A 20824-nucleotide genomic window follows, 5' to 3' on the forward strand; every position below is an offset into this window, starting at 1 on the left:
AGGTGTCTTCCCATGGCTGCTCCGTGATGTAGTCGGTCAATCCTTTCATGGCGAACCTCCCGGCAACGAGCGTTTGCCGGTATCTTCGCCAGGAAACAGTACTATGTCAAGCGGGTGTCGGAGAAACCCGCAGATACGGTAGTTTATACGGTCTATACGGGCACGATGTTTGCAAACAAGCAACTCCGTCCTGCCCAGGTGATTTTGTTGCTGCGTGGAGTCTGCAAGGGCGAGTCCACCGCGAGCTTATCGCGTGAATTGCACCTGGCTTATGATACCGTGCATCACCTGCGCCAAGAACTCCACACCCATGCGATTCGTTTGCAGCCCGCTACGCCCGTGCCGGATGCCGTGACTGAAACCGATGAGATGTTTCAGAATGCGGGGGAAAAAAGGCGAAAAACACAGCGATTTGACTGATCCTCCGCGACAGCGCGCCAACAAACAAAAAGGGCACGGCACCTACGAAAACGATCGTCCGCCCATCATCGGGACGGTTGGCCGCGATAGTGGTCAAGTGCGATTGCGCGTGGTCAAGCACACGGATAGCAAAACCTTAAAGAAACACGTGGCTCAATTCACGTTACCCCATGCCATAGCCAATACGGATGAATGGAATGGCTATAATCAAATTGATCGCCAACGGGTCACGGTGAATCATGGTGAGCACGAATGGGCACGCGATGATGATGGCGATGGCATTCGTGAGGTTCACATCAACACGACGGAAGGCTTGTGGACTGGGATTCGAAATTATCTGCGTCCCTTTCGCGGTGTGAACAAGAATCGTCTGTCCGGTTACGTCGCCATGTGCGAACACAGTGTTAACCTAAAACGTATCACACCCAAGTTCATCGCCGCGTTAGTTCGTTGCAAGTAGTTTAGGGATGAGCCGAATTTTCTCATACAACTCAACAATTGTTCGATAGCGTCCCCAAATATCCAAAGACGGACAAATTTTTACAAATATATCTGCTGCTGCGTTATAGTCTTGAGCAGAACATCGCAGGTCAAACTCGGTTATTTGCGGAGCAAGGTCATCGAGAGATTTCCATGTTTTGACAGGTCTTTGCAATTTCTCGAAATAATCCGCGGAGCGGCGGAGCAGGGCAAATTGTATCCACTGCCCCGCATTAGATTGTTTGCCTTTTGATTTCAGAAAAAACGAGATGCTGGCTTGAAAAATTATCTTGATGAGTCTAGGGTTTTTGAAAGGAAATAAAACCATGTTTTTAGCAAAGTCTAGATGTTGTTTTGCGATATGCTGCATGTCCTGAGGATTAGCATCTCTCATCTTATAAAGTATTTCAGAATTCCTATTCATGAAATCATCAACGCATTTTCCCGCTTTCGGATCTTTGTCTACAAGGTTGGAAAGCATATCTATAAATTCTGTAAAGCCATCTTTACCCGAAGAAATAGAACCGGGTTCCAGTCGTTGGAACGCATAATCACGATCTGCTGGATGCAAGTGGTATCGTCCGTTATCTTTATAAGCAAATCGCATATTCACCAAACGATTCAGCACTGGCGCGCTGTCCACGCTCGGCAGGAATGGTTGCAGGAGGTAATCCAGCGCGGCAGGCGGCACGGGACGATTGAACGCGGCGAGCGCAATCATCACGCGCTCGGCGGTCGGGTCCAAACGATTGAACGCCTCGCCCACGAGCGCTTGAACCACATTGTCCGGTAGAGACGTTGCATGCAACGTCTCTACCAGCGTCGTGTACCGGTCGGCGGAGAGAATCGCGTACAGCGCTTCGAGCGCGCGCGGAAAACCGCGCGTGTACTCGCGCGCGCGATCCAGTAAATCGGCGGGCGCGTTTTTCAACCCGAGCTTGCCATCCACGTCCATCTCGCGCAAGATATTTTCCGCGAACGGCGATTCCAACCCTTCGTCGAGATTTAAACGCGCGTGCCGCGCCGGTTGAAACAGCAACAGGTCGTGCGGCGCAACGCGCGTCGTCGCGATGACCTTGACCGTGTGGTGCGGCGCGTTCAACAGCGCGCGCAGTGCCTCGTCCAATTCCGCGTCGCGCACCTTCGTCGTCGCCACATCGAGCGCGGTTTCAAAATTGTCGAGCAGGACGAGGACGCGCCCGGTCGGAAACGCGGACAGGAGCGCGTGCATTTTTGCTTCGGTGCTTGCCTGCGGGTTTTTGTACAGCGCGTCGAGTTCGCGCGTTGTTTCAGTGGGCAGGAGCTGGCACAAATCGGCAAAGAGGTTGGGCACGTTGACGACGCGTGTGCCGACCGCGCTCAGGTAAACGATGCCGCTGATTTCGATTTCGCCCAGGTCGTCGGGTAAGGGCGCACGGCTATGCGCCCCCACATTTTCGAGCGATTTGAGCAAACGGCACGCCATCGCGGTCTTGCCAATGCCCGCGCGCCCAACGATGGTGAGCATACGTTGCGCGTCGTTCTCTAAAAATTTTTTGACGAGTTTATTTTCTTCGTAGCGGTCTTGAAAATAACTTGGCGCGGTCGTCGGCGGCGCGTTGATGAACTTGGTGCGCGCGGTTCCGCTGACCGGTTTTGCCGGTGCGCGTTCGCGTTCCAACCCAGCGGCGATGCTTGCCTCGGTGCGTGCGGCGGCGGCTTGAGGATTGGCGATGTCGTGCTTTTGCTTTTCAATGTCCTGTTTCAACTGCGCGATGTCCGCTTTGATGCGCGCGCGGTCGGTTGATTCAGTTTTGCGGTCGAGGTCACGTTCGGCATCTTGCAAGCGGTCGCGTAAATCTTGCAATGTTGCTTCGAGGGTTTCACGCCAGCGCAAATGCTCACGCAGTTTTGCCATCCCAATTCCAAAGTCGCCGGTAAAATCAATCCATTGGCGTGTGTTGATGAGGAAGGGCAGACCGACGGGGTGCAAGCGCAGAGGCACGATGGGCTTTTTGTACTTGAGCGCGGTGAGCAATTCTTGCTGGCACGTGTTGTTGTCGCGGATGCTATCGCGCGTCATCACGAACAACACGAGTTGGCTATCGCCGATGGCATTGGACAAATCGCCGAACCATTTGCCACCGCCGGGCAAATCCAGTTTGTCGAGCCAGCATTTGCAGTTGGTCGTGCTTTCAAGTGCGTCGTGCAAACGCAGAGCAAAATCGCGACCATCGGCGTCCGAGTACGAAATGAAATAATGACCGGGCATCACTGCCTCCGCAACAACGAGCCAATTTTCCAATTAACGAATGCGCCAAATCTTGGTGTGATTGTCTACGATTTTGGCGGATTGGCAAATTGGTTCATTGGCTCATTTTCTTTCCCCACCACCAGCCCATCGCGCCAATCACCACCGCTTCCACGACGGTTACGCCAACCAGCGTCATCGTCGTCGCGATCCAAAACGGGAGCGGATAAAACTGGATGAGCGAGTCGGTCACGTTGAACAACCAGGTGTCGCCCTCGAAGAAAACTTTGTGAAAGAGGATAAAGAATTGGTTAAAGCCGACTGCGGCGAACGCGCCTAGCCCGATGAACAACGCGATGGTGAGAATCGCGCCATCCCGCAAGCCGCTCGCCGCGAGCGCGCGGGTCGCCTTGGCGCGACCCAGGATGACGAGCGCGGCGACGAGCAAGAGCAAATCTGCAACCCAGAACACACGCACGTTCGCGATGACGACGCGCACGTCCACCATGTGTTTGATCTCGCGCTCGTCGTACACGCCGAGCGCCTTGAACTGTTCGTGTGTGCGATTGCCCGCGACGTATTCGAGCGATTCGCTCGCGTTGAACAGCCGCGATTTCGCGTCGAACGTGAACGCGGGCGGAAAGTCCGGTCGGCTGTACTGGAACGCGATCCAATTCGGCGTCAAGATGCCGAACACGTTCATCAAGATGAGGAACGGCGGAATGCCGATGACGAGAATCAATCCGAGTAAATTGGGTAGCCAGCGAGGCATGTCTTCTCCATTTTTGATTTTCGATTGCCGATTTTGGACTTGCGATTTCTTTTAATCGAAAATCGCAAATCCAAAATCGAAAAATTCATTCTCCCAAAGCGTATCGCAAAATAATATCGTTGATCAGGTTTTCGACCGGCGCGTGATCGTCGGTGAATACTGGATCGGTTTGCGTCGCGACGCGGACACGCGACAGTGCGAGCGCGGCGACGGTTTGCAGATTCGGATCGCGCAGGCGCGCGGCGTTCGCGCGGAAATCGTCGAGGCGCGTCGGTTGATTCGTCGCGACGATGAGCGTGTTCGAGTCGTTTGGGTGGTCAATTTGGTACACGGTCGGAAACACCTGGCGCATCGTCGCGGCGAGCGCGTCCACGAGCCGAAAATCGGTGCGCGTCCGCGCGGCATTCACCGCAACGACGCCGCGCGGCGAGAGGTGCGCGCGCGTCTCGCGGAAAAACTCGACGGTCGTGAGATGAAACGGAATGTACGGTTGGCGATACGCGTCAATCGCGATGACATCGTACTCGCCAGCGCGGCGCAAATAGTTGCGCCCATCGTCCGCAATCGCGTTCAAGTTCGGTTCGTTCATCGCGAAATACTTTTGCCCGACCGCGATGATCGCGGGATCGAGTTCAACGCCGTCAATCGGAATCGCGCCACCGAAGGTCGCGGTGTATTGCCGCGCAACCGTGCCCGCGGCAAGTCCGATCATCAACACGTTGCGCGGCGCATCGGGCGACGAAAAGTACGGCGCGGCAAGGAACAAATCCCAAATTCCTTGCGTCAATATAGTATCAGGACGATACGCGGACTGGTACGCCTGTCCTTCGTTCACGGTCAGCAAGCGCCAGCCGTTTGGATCGTCCACGACTTGGATAAAATTGAAGAACGATTCGGTTTCGTAGATCACGTTCGCGCTCGCTTTGATGACGCCGCTCGAACCGAACAGCGCGAGCGCGATGACGAGCGTGGGGAACGCCAGGTACTTTACCGCGCGTCGCGCGCCAAACTCGCGCGCGATGCCGATGATCGCGACGGCGAGCAACGCGAGCGAGAACGCGACGAACGTGCCGCGCGTGCCGAGTGCGCCGAACAATACGAACACGGTGCCGAACACACCCAAGATGCTTCCGAATGTCGAGAGCGCGTACAATTGTCCGGCGGTCGAACCGGACGACGACACCTCGCGCGTGCTCAGACGAATCGCGAACGGCGATACGCAACCGAGCATGGTAATCGGCACGATAAAGAGTGCGAGCGTACCGACGAACGAGACGAATCCCAGCCCCGCGTCGAATGTTTCGAGCGCGGGAATCGCGAGTTGCAAAAACGGTCGCGCGATGAATGGCAGAACGCCGGTCGCCAAACCCGCCCACGCGATAATGCGATAGAGCGTCGCCGCGCGCGGATCGCGGTCCGCCCACTTGCCGCCCAAGTAATAACCGAGCGTGAGATAGATCAAAATCAAGCCGATGACGTTCGCCCACATCAACATCGAATCGCCAAAGAACGGACGCAGCAGACGCGACGCCGCCATCTCGATGCCCATCGTCGCGATGCCACCGAGAAACACGGTCAATAACAAAAACCAGTTTTTCATTTGCCCTCGAAAAAGTAGGACAAGTTTCAAACTTGTCCAGCGGCGTGATTATAATCTCATCCTGGCTTTCCCGCAATCCCTTGACACTTGGTTTGAATGATGCTACACTTTTTTCAGGTTGAATTCGTGTAAAGAGGTGGCTATGACCCGCACAATTTTGCTGATGCTTGTCATGTTGACGATGTTGACCGCGTGTGATGCGTTGCCGTTCGGCGGCAACGCGGCGACGCCACCGCCAAACACACTGATCTACGAAGCGCCGGTTTCATTGACCGTCAAAAAAGATTCGCCGTTGAGCGGGACGGCGATCGGATATCAGGGCAAGAGCGATACCGGCGCGGCGCGCGTGACGATTGCCGGACAAAGCGCGCCGAAGCAGGTTGGCGATTCGGTGGACTGGCAAGGCACACCGGTGCCCAATGTGGATTTGAAATTGGCGCTACGCGTGTTGACCTTTGACGATCAATCCGTTACCTTCGCGGGTACCGCGCGCATCGAAATCAGAAATATCGCGATTCAGCCCGGCGGCTCGCCGGGCAAGGCAATGCTCGAGTTCAACGCGCCGGTCACGTTCAACCTGTCGAAAGGCGAAACGGTGCTCGGCTCGAACGTGTCATACGTCGGCGCGACGCCGAACGGCGCGCAGTTCGCCGGCGTCGAGGGTTTTCCATACCGCAAAACGCTCGACTCGATTCAGTACAACGGGCGCATCAGTCCCAAGGTGTACCTGCGCCACGATTTGCGTCTCATTCGTTTCACCGACACGGACGCGGTCGTCGGCGGCACCGCGAAAATTATTATCGAACAGTGAGGTGTCCGATGGTTGTGGCTAGCGCAACTCCGCCGCGCGTCAAGACGCGCATCACGTACGAAGAATATCGCGCGTTACCGGAAAATGGCAATCGCTTGCAAGTCGTCAACGGAGAATTGATTATGACTGCCGCGCCGTTCATTGGACATCAACGCGTATCAGGTAACCTGCAGTTTATTTTAGAATCGCATGTTCGCGCGAACAAATGGGGACGCGTGCTTGCCGCGCCGGTTGAGGTTTATCTCAGCGAGGATAATTTCCTGCAACCGGATTTGGTATGCGTGTCGCACGCGCGGCACGAGATCATTACCGAGAAAAATATAGTCGGCGCGCCGGACTTGATCGTCGAGATTCTTTCGCCAAGCACGGCGCGCACCGATCGGGTGACGAAGGCAAAAATCTACGCGCGTTACCGTGTGTTGCACTATTGGATCGTAGACCCGGTCGCGTTGACGCTCGAAGCGTTCGAGTGGGCGGATGGCGCGTATCGTCTCGTCGCCGCGGTGGCGGAAGACGAGACGTTTCAGCCCGCGCTGTTTCCCGGTCTCACGATTGCGTTGACCGAAGTTTGGCAGTAACCAAGTCCTATTGCCACACGCTTTGGCTAGACGTATAATCGGCACAAGGATTTTGAGTGCAACCCCTCATTGAAACGACGAACCTCACCAAACAGTTTGAAACTCTCACGGCGGTAGACGGCGTCACGTTGTCCGTTGCAGAAGGACAAGTGCTGGCATTGCTCGGACCGAACGGCGCGGGCAAAACCACCACCGTCCGAATGCTCTCCTCGATCATCAAACCGACTGCCGGTTTCGCGCGCATCGCGGGGTACGATGTGGTGCAGGACGCGATCCAGGTGCGTCATCTCGTCGGACATCTCACCGAATTTCCCGGTTTGTACTTGCGAATGCGCGCGCTCGATTATCTCGATTTCTTTGGCGAACTTCAAGGCATGCCGCGCGCGGCGCGCCGCGAACGCGCGGAAGAATTGTTGCAACGCTTTGGCTTGTGGGATGCACGCGAACGCCGTTTGGGAAATTACTCGAAAGGGATGCGGCAAAAGGTCGCGTTGATTCGCGCGATGTTACACCAGCCGCGCGTCTTGTTTCTCGACGAGCCAACCTCGGCGATGGACCCGCAGAGCGCCAAGCAGGTGCGCGACGCGATTGCGGACGTGCGTCGCGATGGACACACAGTCATTTTGTGCACGCACAATTTGCACGAAGCGGAATCGCTCGCCGATTACATCGCGGTAATTCGACGCGGCAAGTTGATCGCGTTTGGTTCGCCGGAACAACTCAAGCTCGATTTGCTCGGCGCGCCAGTGTGGCAGGTGCGGCTCGCGCAACCGATCGCGCAATGGCCCTCGCTCAACAGTGTGTTGCACGTCGAAGAATCGGACGCGGTGATGTTGCGTTATCGCACGACCCAGCCCGACATTGCGAACCCACTGGTGTTGAGCCAACTGCACGCGCTTGGCGCAAGCGTGATGATGCTCAGTGAAGAGCCGCGTAGTCTGGAAGAAGTGTATCTCAAGTTAGTTCAATAGTGCGCTAGTTTGTTAGTTGGGTAGTTGGTTCGTAGGCGAACGTACGAACCATCCAACTAACGAACTACCCACCAACCCAACTATGAATGACGCATTAATTATCGCTCGCCGCGAAATTCGCGATTCACTGCGCGATTGGCGGATCGTGTTTCCCATCGTGATTCTCACGTTGATCTTTCCGTGGATCATGAACGCGTCGACGCGCCTTGCGATCAATTTCGTCGAGGAATACAGCGCGACGATCATTCCGATGCGCTTGATTCCGTTCGCGGTGATGATCGTCGGTTTCTTTCCGATTTCGTTTTCGCTCATCATCGCGCTCGAATCCTTCGTCGGCGAAAAAGAGCGCAACAGTCTGGAACCGCTGCTCGGCACGCCGGTCACGGACACCGCGTTGTATCTCGGCAAACTGATTTCGTCCACCGTTCTCCCGGTCGCGGCGAGTTGTCTGGGGATGGGCGTCTATCTCGTCGGCTTGTATTCTTCGATGCAGTACGTGCCCGAGTGGGTCGTACTGATTCAGATCGTGCTGATGACGACGATGGAGGCGCTCGTGATGGTCGCCGGCGCGGTCGTCGTCTCGTCCCACACGACGAGCGTGCGCGCGGCGAATTTGCTCGCGTCGTTCATCATCATCCCGATGGCGTTTCTCCTGCAAGGCGAAACCGCGTTCTTGTTCTGGGGGCAGTACGACGTATTGTGGTTCATCATTCTCGCGCTCGCCGTCGCGTTGTTGTTGTTGATTCGCACGGGCACGCGTACGTTCAATCGCGAGGAAATTCTCGCGCGCGAGATTGACGAATTGAACCTGGGCGCGGCATGGCGCATGTTCGTCCGGTTTTTTGTCGGCGAGAAATTCTCACTCGCGTGCGTGTATCGCGACGATGTGCCGCGCTTGTTGCGCGCGAACACGCTGCCGATTGTGATGACGACGCTCGTGATTCTGGGTGGCATGGCGGGCGGGTGGTGGTTCTCGTCGCAATATCCGTTGCCATCGTCATGGGCAAAGGAACTCAAGATTGACTCTGCCACTTTTCAGACGCAGTTGAATTCGCCGGGAGTCAGTTTTTTGCCGCACATTGATACGCTGAGTATTTTCTTCAACAACGTGCGCGCGCTCGGTGTGGCGGCGTTCCTCGCGTTGTTTTCGTTCGGCACGCTCGCGCTGATTCTGTTGTTGATTCCGATGGGCATCATTGGATTTTTCGCGGCGCAAGCGTCGGCGTTGGGCACGGACCCGCTGACATTTCTCGTCGCCTTCATCCTGCCGCACGGCATCATCGAGTTGCCCACCGCGATCATCGCGACGGCGTTCGCGTTGCGGCTCGGCGCGTCCATCATCGCACCGCCGCCGGGTGTGTCGGTTGGCGAGAATGTGATTCACGCGCTCGCCGATCTCGTCAAAATGTTCTTGTTCGTGATTGTGCCCTTGCTCTTGATCGCGGCGTGGGTTGAGGCGACGATCACGCCGCAGGTCGTACTTTGGTTTTACGGGAGATAACGTGGCTCAATTGGTTTTGTTAGGTACGGGCGCCGCGCTGAGCGATCAAACGCGCGAGCATACCTACTTGGTGGTGCAGGGCGAACGCGAAGCGATTCTGGTGGATTGCGGCGGCAGTCCAGTGCAACGGCTCGGCAAAGCCGGCGTGCCGCTCGACCGGATTGATCACGTCGTTTTGACGCATCATCACCCGGATCATTTGTACGGCTTGCCGGTGTTCTTGCTCGACTTGTGGTTGGCGGGTCGCAAGAAGACGTTGCATCTTCACGGCTTGCCTGAAACGATTCGCGCGACGATGGCGATGATGCACGCGTTCGAGTGGGAACGGTGGCGCGAGCATGGCTTTTTCCCGGTCGAGTTTCATCGCGTGCCCAAACGCGGAATTAGTTTGTTGATTGTCACGCCGGAATTTTCCGTCTCGACGACGCCGACCAAGCATTTGTTGCCGACGCTCGCGACGCGTTTTACGTCGCGCGCGTCCGGCAAAACGGTTGTCTACACGAGCGACACCGAAGTGTGCGAGTCGGTCATCGAGATCGCGCGCGATGCGACGATGCTGTTTCACGAGGCGACGACGGTGGACGTGCCGACGCTCGGTCATTCGAGCGCGCGCCAAGCCGGCGAGCAGGCGCAACGCGCGGGTGTGAACAAGTTGGTGCTCGTCCATCTCCCGCCGAATGGGGATGTGGATAAGTTACACAAGACAGCAAAATCCGGTTTTGACGGCACGGTCATCGTGAGCAAGGATTTTGCGCGGTTCAAGTTCTAGGTTGCAGAGAATGATGTTCCGCCCAGTTGCTTACTCGCAACTGGGCGGTAATTTTGTTTGCCGGGTAATTTTTGAGTTAGCGATGTTGTTTTCGAAACCAATCTTGCGGGTTGCCAGTTTTGTCATTTTGCTTGCACTCGTGGGGTGCCAAATCAATCTTGGCGCGCCGGATGTTTTATCTCCAGCCGCGCCACCTTCCACTTTGGTTTCGGCTGAAGTGAGCGCCTACGGTGAGAGTGTACGTTTTGAGCGGTTGACGGTCGAAGATGGTTTATCGCATGCGACAGTCCTGGCAGTATTGCAAGATCGCGATGGTCTGATCTGGTTCGGCACGCAAGATGGCTTGAACAGTTACGACGGTTATCGCGTGACCGAGTATCGGCATGACGACCGGGCGACCGGCTCGCTTAGCAATAACAATATCTTCAGTTTGTATGAAACGCGCGACGGCACGTTATGGATTGGCACGGACCCAGGTGGGTTGAATCAGTTCGACAAGACGACTGGCAAGTTTATTGCCTATCGCAACGATCCGCAAGACCCAACCTCACTTAGCAACGACGGTGTTTGGTCGCTGTATGAAGATCATAATGGCGTCCTCTGGGCAGGCACGCGTAGCGGGTTGAACCGCTTGGATCGCGCCACCGGCAAATTCAAGGTCTATTTGCCGGACGCCAAAAATCCACGCGCCTTGAGTAATGGCTTGGTCTATCGAATTTATCAAGACAGGTCGCAGACATTGTGGATTGGCACGCGCGACGGGCTAAATCGGTACGAACCAGCCACCGACGATTTCACCGTTTACAAAAATGATTCGGCGAATCCAACGAGCTTGCGCGACAATCGCGTGTGGGCGTTGTTGGAAGATCGCGATGGGAGTTTTTGGATCGGGACACGCGGTGGTGGCTTGAACTTGTTTGATCGCGCAACCGGGCGATTTACTGCGTACCTGAATGATCCGAACAACCCACATAGTCTCAGTGACAATAACGTTTGGAACATCTACGAAGATCGGCAAGGCAATTTTTGGATTGCAACTGAGCGCGGCGGATTGAATCGTTTTGACCGGCGCACCGGTGAGTTTATCGCGTATCGGCACGACCCGAACGATCCTTTTAGTGTGAGTCACAATGATGTTTATGGTCTGTTTGAAGATCGGTCGGGGGTATTGTGGATTACGAGTCGGCGCGGAGGGGTCAACAAACTCTACCCCAGTTTGCAACGTTTCAAGTTGTATCAGCACGTTCCGGAAAATAAGGCAACGCTGAATTCGAATAATGTAGGCGCCATCTGGGTAGATTCGCAGGAGATCGTTTGGGTGGGTACAGCGGGCGGCGGACTGAATCGTCTTGATCGCGCCAAGAACCAGGTCAAGTTCTATTTGAGCGATCCAACGAAGCCAAACAGTTTGTCGAGCAATGAAATCTATACCATTTATCAAGATGGGAGCGGCATTTTATGGATTGGAACCCAGGGCGGCGGCTTGAGCCGGTTTGATGCGTTGACCGAGACCTTTACTAACTTCAAGACCGACGCGAAAAACCCCAGATCAATTGGGAGCAATTTTATTACGGCGATTGCGCCATCGAACCAGGGTAAATTGTGGTTAGGCACGCTTGGTTTTGGTTTGGACGAATTCGATCCCACGACCGGCGAAACAATTCATTACAAAAATGATCCCAAAGACGCGAACAGTTTGAGCGAAGATACAATCTATGCGCTATCCCGTGATCCGTCAGGGAAATTGTGGATCGGCACCGGGCGTGGCGGCGCAGATTTGTTTGATCCCGAGACGCGGCGATTTACCCATTTCAAGTATGATTCCCAAAATCCATCGGGTCTGGTCAACAACACCGTGCAAGCGATTCATGTGGATGCGAATGGCAAGGTTTGGTTTGGGACGGCGGGTGGTCTGAGCCATTGTGATCCGGCGACGCTAAAATGTAAATCATACACTACGCGCGATGGGATGCTGAACGAAACGGTCTATGGCATCCTCCCGGACCGGGCGGGCAATTTGTGGCTCAGCACTGGCAAAGGGTTGACTCGCTTGGATCCGCGAACTAACCTGTTTCGCAACTATGATACCGGCGATGGTTTGCAGAGCAATCAATTCAACCTGTTCAGCTATCATCCTAGTCCGCGTGGTGAATTGTTTTTTGGTGGTCCCAATGGGCTGAATGCGTTTTTCCCAGAACAGATCAGCGACAACCTTGCCATACCGCCGATCGTGCTAACTGATTTCCAGATTTTCAACCAATCCGTGTCGGTGGGCAGTCCGAACTTACCGCGCGCGCTCAACGCGTCCACCGAAGTGATCTTGGATTATGACCAGTCGGTTTTTTCGTTCGAGTTCGCCGCGCTGAACTATCAGGTGTCTAGGAAAAATTTGTACCAGTACAAAATGGAAGGATTCGACAAGGATTGGTCGCCACCTAGTCGCAATCGCGTGGCGACGTATACGAATCTTGATCCTGGGAATTACACTTTTCTGATCAAGGCATCGAACAGCGATGGAGTCTGGCGTGACTCGCCGAGAGTGATTCGGGTGACGATTCTACCCCCGTGGTGGCAGACGACGTGGTTTCGAATATTCGCTGTGGTTGGGTTGATTGCACTGATAACCGGCACAGTGCAATGGCGTGTCCGTACGATCCAAGCGCGCAACCGCGAGCTGGCAGAGCGCGTCCAACTGCGTACGGTGGAATTGAGCGCGGCAAACGAACGACTCAAATCGCAAGAAACGGAATTGCGTCAACTCAACACGCAATTGCAGACGCAGCTAAACGAGATCAGCCAACTGCGCGACGACTTGCGCGAGCAAGCGATTCGCGATGCGTTGACTAATTTGTACAATCGGCGATACCTGGACGAAACCCTCGAACGCGAACTCGCGCGAGCACAGCGCGAAAGTTACCCAGTGGGCGTTTTGATGATGGACCTGGATGAGATGAAACAGATCAATGATCGGTACGGACACAAAGCCGGCGATGTCGTACTCAAGGCGTTGGGCGATTTGTTTCGCGCGCACACGCGCAAAGGCGATATCGCGTGCCGTTTGGGCGGCGATGAGTTTGTGGTCATCCTTCCGCAGATGCAATTGGACGCTGTGCGTCGCCGCGCCGAAATGTTGCGCCAGCTGATCCAAGAAATGCAGATCGAATACGCGGGCACACGCCTGAGTTCGACAACGTCAATTGGTGTGGCGGTGTATCCGCTGCATGGCACGCGCGCGGAAACAATCCTCGTGTGCGCCGATGTGGCGCTCTACAGGGCAAAGCAATCTGCGCGAAACTGCGTGGTCGTTTATTCCGATTCCACCAATCCCGGTGGAACGGATTGATTTTTCCCCGTTTAACCTCCCCCGCTTGCAGTCTCTCTTGAATTCGCTATAATGGCGACGTGAAGAATTTGGCGGTCGTCGCGACCATGTTGTTCTTCGTCGCGATGTTTCTTGACGGCAACGTGACCTCGACACACGCGCAAGGCACTACCCCGACAGCGACATCGTCGCGATTGATTAACGGCACACCCACCATCACTTCGACCAAGATCGTGACGGCAACTTTGCCGGTCACGTTGACGGCGACTTTCACCACGACGCGTCGTGTGACGACGACGGCGACGAGTACTTCGACCGCGACCGTGACGGCGACGGCGACGTTCACACCAACGTCAACCATTACGCCAACTATCGCGATGCCGACGCCGCGCTATCCGCTCTCACTCGACGCGCGCGTGCTTGCGATTGATACGTTGCGCTCGCAGAATTATCGCGGCGGACAGATCAAAATCACCCAGACGCTGGCAAGCGACGAAGCGTTCCAACGTGTCCTGTTTGAATACCCGTCGGATAATTTGCGAATTACTGGAATGATGAACATTCCGCGCGGCGCGGGTCCGTTCCCGGTGGTGATTCTGAATCACGGTTATTTCAAACCGAGCGAGTACAAAACCGGCGATGGCACGCTCCGCGCGGCGGATAATTTTGCGCGACGCGGCTATCTCACGCTCGCGTCCGATTATCGTTGCTATGCTGGGTCGCAGTGCGGCGCGAACCCGATCTACGTTGGTTACGCAGTGGATGTGCTCAGTCTCATCGGCGCGTTGCCTTCACTATCGTACGCGGACACGTCGCGCATCGGCATCTGGGGGCACAGCATGGGCGGGCAGATCACTCTGCGCGTGCTCACGCTCAACAACTCGATCAAGGTTGCGTCGTTGTACGGCGCGTTGACCGGCGATGATGAAGTGCATTATTGTTGGCTCTACGGTTGTCGCACGCCGCTCGTTACGCCCGCGCCACGCGACTCGCAAGCGTTCCAGGATTTGTTGCCGCGAAGTTTGGAAGGCATGCCAACGCCGAGCGCGAATAGCAATGCGCGCTTGCACGATATTTTTCTGCGCTCGTCGCCGAGCCGCTATTTGCAATACGTGGACGCAGCGGTCATCATTCATCACGGCGAAAAAGATGAGATCGTCCCGCGCGAATGGTCGGTGCAATTATCCGATGCGCTGAACGCGCGCGGCAAACCGGTTTCGATGTACTTGTATCCGGACGCGGGACACGTTTTTACCGGCTGGGATTGGCAATTGTTCATGGCGCGCACGCTCGCGTTTTTCGACGAGCAATTGAAACCGCGCGAAACGCCGATCACCGTCGAGCGACGGGTGTTACGCCAAGAACGTCTCGCGCTGGAAGCGAGTTATTGACGTCCGAGGCGACTGCTGAACCTTGCGAAGGTTTGAAAGCGCGATTCCTTGGAAATGTGGTTGGTAACCTTCGCAAGGATGGGCTGAGTAGATATCATACGAGGGGGTAGGATGGCTAGTGAACGGGTAGCAATTATTACCGGCAGTGGCAAAGGGATCGGACGCGGGATTGCCACACGGCTCGCCGCCGACGGTATGACAGTCGTGGTGAATTATCAAAAGGACACCGCGTCGGCGCAAGAAACGCTCGCACTCGTGCGGGCGCACGCGCCGCGTTCGATTGTGGTGCAGGCGGATGTCGCGACGGCAGATGGCGCAAAAGCGTTGATTGATCAAACGCTCGCCGCGTTCGGACGCGTGGATATTTTGGTGAACAACGCGGGACCGTTCCTCGTCAAGTCCATTTGCGACACCGAAGTGGACGAGTGGCGGCGCGTCATTGATGGCAATTTGTCTTCGACGTTTTATTGCATGAAGTATATTTTGCCGGCGATGCGCGAGCAAAAGACCGGGCACATTGTAAACCTGGGTTCGCTGAACGCCGAAACCGTGCGCGGCGCGCCGACGACCACGGCGTATAACGCGGCGAAAACCGGCGTCGTCGTGTTGACCAAATCGGTTGCGCGCAGCGAAGCGCGCTACGGCATTCGTTGTAATCTCGTCAGTCCTGGGTTTATCGAAACGTACGCCACGACCGAAGCCGACCGCCGCGAATTGCCGAGTCTCATTCCGCTCGGCACACTCGGCACTGCCGAAGACATCGCCGAGATGGTCGCGTTTCTCGTTTCAGACAAGGCGCGTTATATCACCGGCGCAGTCATCAATGTGCACGGCGGGTTGTGGGTGTGATAACGGATCGAAACGGATAAACGGATGAGAATGGAAAACGCGGGCATTGCCCGCGTTTTCCATTCGTTTATCCGATTTAATCCGTTCACGGTACGAACTTGTTCGTGTATGCTTTGGACACGTCCACGTCTTCTTTGATGAATCCCGCATCTTTCATAAACCGCGCGGACGCGAGCCAATCGGCGGGGTCTACGAAACCGATGCGCGGCGCTTTCCACAATTCATTCGTCGCGGCAAGGACGGCTTGCGAGGTGCGAATGTTTTGCCCGCCGAGTTCCGGCGCGGCTTGCACACAAATCGTCAGCGCCTCGTCGAGATTGCCGCGCGTCGCTTCGATGCCGCGCACCAATGCGATGACCATCGCGCGCGCCAGCTCCGGTTTTTCGGCAACGATTTTCTCGCTCGTCACCAGACCGATGCCGACCAAGCGACTATAGTCGCCCACGTTGATCACATTGATCTCTTTTCCCTGCAAGCGCAACTGCACCGGCTCGTTATTGGAATAGCCCGCCGCCGCGTCTGCCAAACCCTGGGTCAATGCGGCGATCTGCGCGAACGCCACGTCCTGGGTCGTCACATCCGATTCTTTGATCCCCGTCGAGTACAGCAACGCGCGCCACCCGTTGTACGTCGCGCCGAAATAGCCGGACAGTGCGACGCGTTTGCCCACGAGGTCTTGCGGCGTCTTGATATTCTTTTCCTTCAGTGAAAAAATGCTGATCGGAAACGCGTTGTAATAATTCGCCACGTACACCAGCGGAATTTTTTGCGAACGCGCTTGGATCACTTGATCGCCGCCGAGCAGCGCGAACTCGGCTTGGTTCGCGCCGACGAGTTTGATGCCGTCTACCTCAAAGCCCCAGTTGAATTTGACCTTGAGTCCTTGTTCGGCGAAAAATCCTTTTTTCTCCGCGACGTAAAATGGCGCGAATTGCACGTTCGGCACGTACCCCATTACGACGGTGACTTCGGTGAGCGGTTTGTTGCTCGGCGTCGCTTTTTGTGCGACAGCAGTTTCCGCCGCGCGTGTGGGAGAAACCTGGGTTGGTACTTGCCCACTACTTGGTCCGCACGCCGCCAGCGCCGAACTCAGTGCGATGAGCAGCAAAACAATGTGTGTGGTTTTCATTACGAACTCCTTTGCCAACGAATCAGGATGCGTTCCAATATCATCACGCCGATGTAAAGCGTGAGCGCCATCGCGGAGAGCGTGGCAATCGTCGCGAACAACATCGGCGTGTCGAGCGCACCGCGCGCGATGTTCATCAAGTAACCCAGCCCGCGATCCGACCACATCAACTCGACGACGATGACGCCGATGACGGCGAGCGTCACGCCAACGCGCAGTCCGCCGAACAACACCGGCAACGCGGCTGGCAATTCGAGTTTGGTAAACACTTGCCACGCGCTCGCGTGGTACGAACGCATCAGCGCGCGATATTCTTCGCGCACACTGCGTATGCCGACAATCGTATTAACGAGCATCGGGAAAAAAGTAATGAGCGCGGCGATGAGCGCGTTTTGCACAATGCCGGTGCGAATCCAAATGATGATGAGCGGACCGACCGCGACGAGCGGAATCGCTTGCGCGGCGACGAGGTACGGCGAAACGATTTTTTCGACGAGCGGCGATTTAGCGAGCACATAACCAATCGCCGACGCGAGCATGAGCGCGATGCCAAAGCCCAGCCCGATTTCGAAAAGCGTAATGCCCAGGTGACGCGGGAACAAACCACTCCGCCAGTTCTCGATCCAACTTGCCAGCACCGCGCGCGGCGTCGGCAAGATGAATGCGGGATAATCCTTCCACGCGACAAGGGCTTCCCACATTAGCAAAAAGAACGCGAGCGCGAATGGAATGAGCACGTATTGGATATGCCGTTTGAGCCAACGCCGCGCGTTGAATCGGACTGTCCAATCGCGCGCGCGTGGCGCGGTGAGATCGTGATTCATCGCGCTCCTTTCGCGCGTAGCGCGCCGCGCACTTGGCGCACCAACTCGGCGTAACGGGGCAGATCGCGCGTTTCGGGATGACGCGGACGCGGCAGGTCAATCGCGATGACGCGCGCGAGGCGACCGGGGCGCGGCGTGAGCACCGCGACGCGGTCCGACAAGAACACGGCTTCGCTGACGCTGTGCGTGACGAACACGACCGTCACACGCGCGCGTTGCCACACATCGAGCAATTCGTAACCGAGCCGCTCGCGCGTGATTTCGTCGAGCGAGCCGAACGGTTCGTCCATCAACAAGATCGCCGGACGCGGCGCGAGCGCGCGCGCGATCGCGACTTGTTGCTGCATGCCCAGGGATAATTCGCGTGGATAGCGCGCGGCGAACTCGCGCAAGCGAATCAGGTCGAGCAATTCGCGCGTGCGCGCGTCCTGTTCACGCGACGATGCGCCGATCACTTCGAGCGGCAACGCGATGTTGTGCGCGATGGTGCGCCAGTCCATCAGCGTAGGCGATTGAAAGACGATGCCGCACGCGCGCGCGCGGCGCGCCTCGCCGGGGGTGTGTCCATCAATCGTGATGTGTCCGGCGCTCGGCGCGATCAAGTCGCCGATCATTTTCAACAGCGTGGATTTGCCGCAACCGGATGGTCCGATGATCGAAACAAACTCGCCGGCGCGAATATCGAGCGACACCTCGCGCAGCGCGAACACGCCGTCGCGCGGCGACCCGTAATGTTTACTGATCGCTTGAATCTGAATCAGTGGTTGGTCTACCATACCAAAACAAAATCCCCGACGTAAAATATCGGGGCAGGTTAAGATCATTGCTTTACTGTGGAGCGGACGAGCCGTCCGCTCCACAGGTCGCAATGACATTCGCAAACAAAAACCCGATGCAAAAATTCGCACCGGGGCATTCGCTTGCAACATGGGTGCGGCACGCCAAGATACGCACCAGTCGCCATGTTCCTTCTCTCATCCGGACTATACCGTCGGCGCTAGAATCACACTAGCTCCTGCCACGCTCGCTGTGTCGCGCGCGGCTCGTGGGCTTGTTTAGTGTTCTAGTTCGCTAGTTCGCTAGTTCGCTAGTTGAATGTCCAACTAACGCACTAACGCACTAACGCACTATCTAACTAACATTACCACCGATCGGGAATTGCTTTTGGCTCACCCTGCCCCGAAGGTTTGATATTCAGTTAACTCAACTATATCGCGATGTGGTCGCGCTGTCAAATATGTGGACGCGGCGTGCGGCGGGCGTGTGTTTTTACGGATGCCGCGAGCGGTGTTATAATGCGGCTCGAATTTTTTTCGCAGGAGCAACGATGAAGCCCTTCCACACATTCGCGTTGTGCATTCTCGTTCTGCTGGTCGCGTGCGCGTCGCCGACCGTTGAGCCGACCGCGACGCCGCGCGCGCCGAACACGCCCTTGGCGCAACCGCAACCGACCCAGGTTGCTATTACGCCCGCGCCAACTACAACGCGTGCGGCAGAGGCGACGCGCACGCTAGCGCCCACCCCGAACGCGACTCGAGAATCCAAGCCGATCAAAGTCGGCGTGCTGACCGATCAGACCGGGACATTCGCGGTTTATTCCGCGCAAATCGAAAATGGTATCGCGCTGGGCTTGGAGTACGCGACCGACGGCAACAACGCGATTGCCGGTCGCGCGATTCAAGTGATTGTCAAAGATACGGCGTCACGACCCGAAACAGGAATCCAGGTCGCGCGCGAGTTGATCGAGAATGATCAAGTGGATGTGCTCGTCGGCGTGCCGAGCGCGCAGGTCGCGCTCGCGGTGGCGGACCTTGCCAGGCAATTCAAAAAAATCTACATCGCGCAACCAACCATCATTCAAGACATCAGCGGCAAGAATTTCAATCCGTACGTGTTTCGTACTTCGCGCACATCCACGCAAGACCTGACGGCAACTGGCGCGGCACTACGCACGATTGGCAGAAACTTTGTGCAGGTGGCGTCCGAAACGCAACTCGGGATTGCGAACGCCTCAACGTATTATGCGATCATCCGCGCGAACGGAGGACGCTTTGCGGTGAACGATTCGCCGGAAAAGTACGGGGCATTCTTTATTCCGCAAGAGGCGAAAGACTTTACGCCGATTCTCCAAAGAGTGTTGGAGAGCGGCGCGGATACCGCGGTCGTCACGTGGACGGGTCCGGGTCTCGTGCCGATGTTCACGCAGATGAACCAGGTGGGCATTTTCAAGGCGATGAAAGTATTCGCCGGGATGGCGGATAATCAAACGATCAAGACCGGCTATGGCACACTCGTCGGCGCGTACGGGGTGACCGCGTACCACTATGCGTTGCCGAAAAACGCGGTGAACGATTGGCTTGTTCAAAAATACAAAGACAAGTACAAAGTGCCGCCCGATTTGTTCGTCGAGAGTAGCTTTACGTCCGCGCAATTACTCGTCGCCGCGTTACGCGCGACGAATGGCGACGCGAACGCGGACAAGTTGAGCGCCGCGTTAGAGAAAACCAGTTTCGATGGACTCAAGGGCAAGTACACAGTGCGTGACTACGATCACGTTTTGCTTCAACCGCTTTACGTCGTACGCTTGAGAAATGTGGACGATCCCGATTTCAAGTTTTTCGATTTGATCGCGGAACTCCGTCCCGAAGAAACTGCGCCGCCGTGTTTTCTCGAAAACGAATTCAAAGCGCGCTGTCCCAGGTAGAGCAAGAAGTAGGCGACATGGAAGAAAAGAAACTAACCTATGAGCAAGCATTCCAGGAAGCAGTGCCCACTATTTTTGGATTCCTGGTTTCTGAATTTGGATTCTCGCTCACTCACGATGAAAGTTGGTTGTTTGAAGGACAGACAGAATATGCCCTTATAGAGATAGTCCTCGACAGACATACTGTTCAGGTTGGCATGAGACCGGTGGATCCCAAAGATCAATACTTGCCGGAACCTCTCAGACGAGCGGGCAAAATCCCTCTCGAACTGATTGTGCGGTGCTTGGATCCTGATCTACATATCGGCTTCAAGACAGAGATCAAACCCGAAGGAATACGTGGCGACCTTGAAAAGTACGCCGACCTGCTACGGCGATACTGTTCCCGTATGCTGAGCGGGGATTTTGGCGAGTGGGCAAACATCCAAGCGTATCTAGAAAAACGAAAGTGACAGAATCGAATTGACACGCAC

Annotated in this window: 18 protein-coding genes and 1 riboswitch; of the genes, 12 read left to right on the forward strand and 6 right to left on the reverse strand. The window is 56.0% G+C overall.

Features of this window, described 5'->3' with window-relative positions; all coding sequences use genetic code 11:
* Nucleotides 1–114: 114 nt before the first annotated feature.
* Both HY868_27090 and HY868_27095 read left to right on the forward strand, forming a co-directional pair.
* Nucleotides 115–420, forward strand: coding sequence for a hypothetical protein (locus tag HY868_27090; GenBank protein ID MBI5305823.1), 306 nt, complete (start codon nt 115–117; stop codon nt 418–420).
* Complete coding sequence (locus tag HY868_27095; GenBank protein MBI5305824.1) at nt 413–880, forward strand: transposase; 468 nt, start codon at nt 413–415, stop codon at nt 878–880. Before HY868_27090 ends, HY868_27095 begins: the two co-directional genes overlap by 8 nt.
* Here HY868_27095 and HY868_27100 read toward each other — a convergent pair.
* The 3 genes from HY868_27100 to HY868_27110 all read right to left on the reverse strand — a co-directional run bounded on the left by HY868_27100 (nt 863) and on the right by HY868_27110 (nt 5502).
* The gene (locus HY868_27100; protein MBI5305825.1) at nt 863–3151 is read right to left on the reverse strand and encodes a TIR domain-containing protein; all 2289 of its coding nucleotides are present in this window, start codon (nt 3149–3151) and stop codon (nt 863–865) included. The two genes, HY868_27095 and HY868_27100, sit on opposite strands and share 18 nt — an antisense overlap.
* A gap of 94 nt (nt 3152–3245) precedes the next feature.
* Nucleotides 3246–3902, reverse strand: a complete 657-nt coding sequence (locus HY868_27105) for a TIGR01906 family membrane protein (protein MBI5305826.1) — start codon at nt 3900–3902, stop codon at nt 3246–3248.
* 85 nt (nt 3903–3987) lie between these two features.
* The gene (locus HY868_27110) at nt 3988–5502 is read right to left on the reverse strand and encodes a fused MFS/spermidine synthase (protein MBI5305827.1); all 1515 of its coding nucleotides are present in this window, start codon (nt 5500–5502) and stop codon (nt 3988–3990) included.
* A gap of 142 nt (nt 5503–5644) precedes the next feature.
* Here HY868_27110 and HY868_27115 point away from each other — a divergent pair, with 142 nt between their 5' ends.
* From HY868_27115 to HY868_27150, 8 genes are all read left to right on the forward strand, one after another.
* Nucleotides 5645–6313, forward strand: a complete 669-nt coding sequence (locus tag HY868_27115) for a hypothetical protein (GenBank protein MBI5305828.1) — start codon at nt 5645–5647, stop codon at nt 6311–6313.
* A 14-nt stretch (nt 6314–6327) separates the two neighbouring features.
* Nucleotides 6328–6891: a Uma2 family endonuclease gene (locus HY868_27120; GenBank protein ID MBI5305829.1), complete on the forward strand. Its 564-nt coding sequence runs from the start codon at nt 6328–6330 to the stop codon at nt 6889–6891.
* Nucleotides 6892–6947: 56 nt separating this feature from the next.
* Nucleotides 6948–7862 carry an ABC transporter ATP-binding protein gene (locus HY868_27125; GenBank protein ID MBI5305830.1) on the forward strand — a complete coding sequence of 305 codons (915 nt, stop codon included), beginning with the start codon at nt 6948–6950 and terminating at the stop codon, nt 7860–7862.
* Between the two features lie 82 nt (nt 7863–7944).
* A complete protein-coding gene (locus HY868_27130; GenBank protein ID MBI5305831.1) occupies nt 7945–9363 on the forward strand; it encodes a stage II sporulation protein M in 1419 nt (472 codons plus the stop codon).
* A 1-nt stretch (nt 9364) separates the two neighbouring features.
* Entirely contained in the window at nt 9365–10132 is a 768-nt protein-coding gene (locus HY868_27135) for an MBL fold metallo-hydrolase (protein ID MBI5305832.1), read from the forward strand.
* An 82-nt stretch (nt 10133–10214) separates the two neighbouring features.
* Nucleotides 10215–13475, forward strand: a complete 3261-nt coding sequence (locus HY868_27140; protein MBI5305833.1) for a diguanylate cyclase — start codon at nt 10215–10217, stop codon at nt 13473–13475.
* Nucleotides 13476–13534: 59 nt separating this feature from the next.
* A complete protein-coding gene (locus tag HY868_27145) occupies nt 13535–14845 on the forward strand; it encodes a prolyl oligopeptidase family serine peptidase (GenBank protein MBI5305834.1) in 1311 nt (436 codons plus the stop codon).
* Between the two features lie 111 nt (nt 14846–14956).
* Nucleotides 14957–15694, forward strand: a complete 738-nt coding sequence (locus HY868_27150; protein MBI5305835.1) for an SDR family oxidoreductase — start codon at nt 14957–14959, stop codon at nt 15692–15694.
* Between the two features lie 85 nt (nt 15695–15779).
* On the opposite strand, the gene HY868_27155 is transcribed toward HY868_27150, so the two are convergent.
* The 3 genes from HY868_27155 to HY868_27165 are packed head-to-tail and all read right to left on the reverse strand — an operon-like array spanning nt 15780 to nt 18423.
* Nucleotides 15780–16823, reverse strand: a complete 1044-nt coding sequence (locus tag HY868_27155; GenBank protein MBI5305836.1) for an ABC transporter substrate-binding protein — start codon at nt 16821–16823, stop codon at nt 15780–15782.
* Nucleotides 16823–17647, reverse strand: a complete 825-nt coding sequence (locus tag HY868_27160; protein ID MBI5305837.1) for an ABC transporter permease — start codon at nt 17645–17647, stop codon at nt 16823–16825. The genes HY868_27155 and HY868_27160 overlap by 1 nt, the downstream gene beginning before the upstream one ends.
* Nucleotides 17644–18423, reverse strand: a complete 780-nt coding sequence (locus HY868_27165; GenBank protein MBI5305838.1) for an ABC transporter ATP-binding protein — start codon at nt 18421–18423, stop codon at nt 17644–17646. Before HY868_27165 ends, HY868_27160 begins: the two co-directional genes overlap by 4 nt.
* 186 nt (nt 18424–18609) lie before the next feature.
* Nucleotides 18610–18838, reverse strand: a riboswitch (FMN riboswitch).
* Nucleotides 18839–18974: 136 nt separating this feature from the next.
* Between HY868_27165 and HY868_27170 the strand changes: the two genes are divergently transcribed.
* Entirely contained in the window at nt 18975–20351 is a 1377-nt protein-coding gene (locus HY868_27170) for an ABC transporter substrate-binding protein (GenBank protein ID MBI5305839.1), read from the forward strand.
* Between the two features lie 17 nt (nt 20352–20368).
* Nucleotides 20369–20803, forward strand: a complete 435-nt coding sequence (locus HY868_27175; protein MBI5305840.1) for a hypothetical protein — start codon at nt 20369–20371, stop codon at nt 20801–20803.
* Nucleotides 20804–20824: the final 21 nt, after the last annotated feature.

It is taken from the genome of Chloroflexota bacterium (assembly GCA_016219275.1).
Classification (GTDB): Bacteria; Chloroflexota; Anaerolineae; order UBA4142; family UBA4142; genus JACRBM01.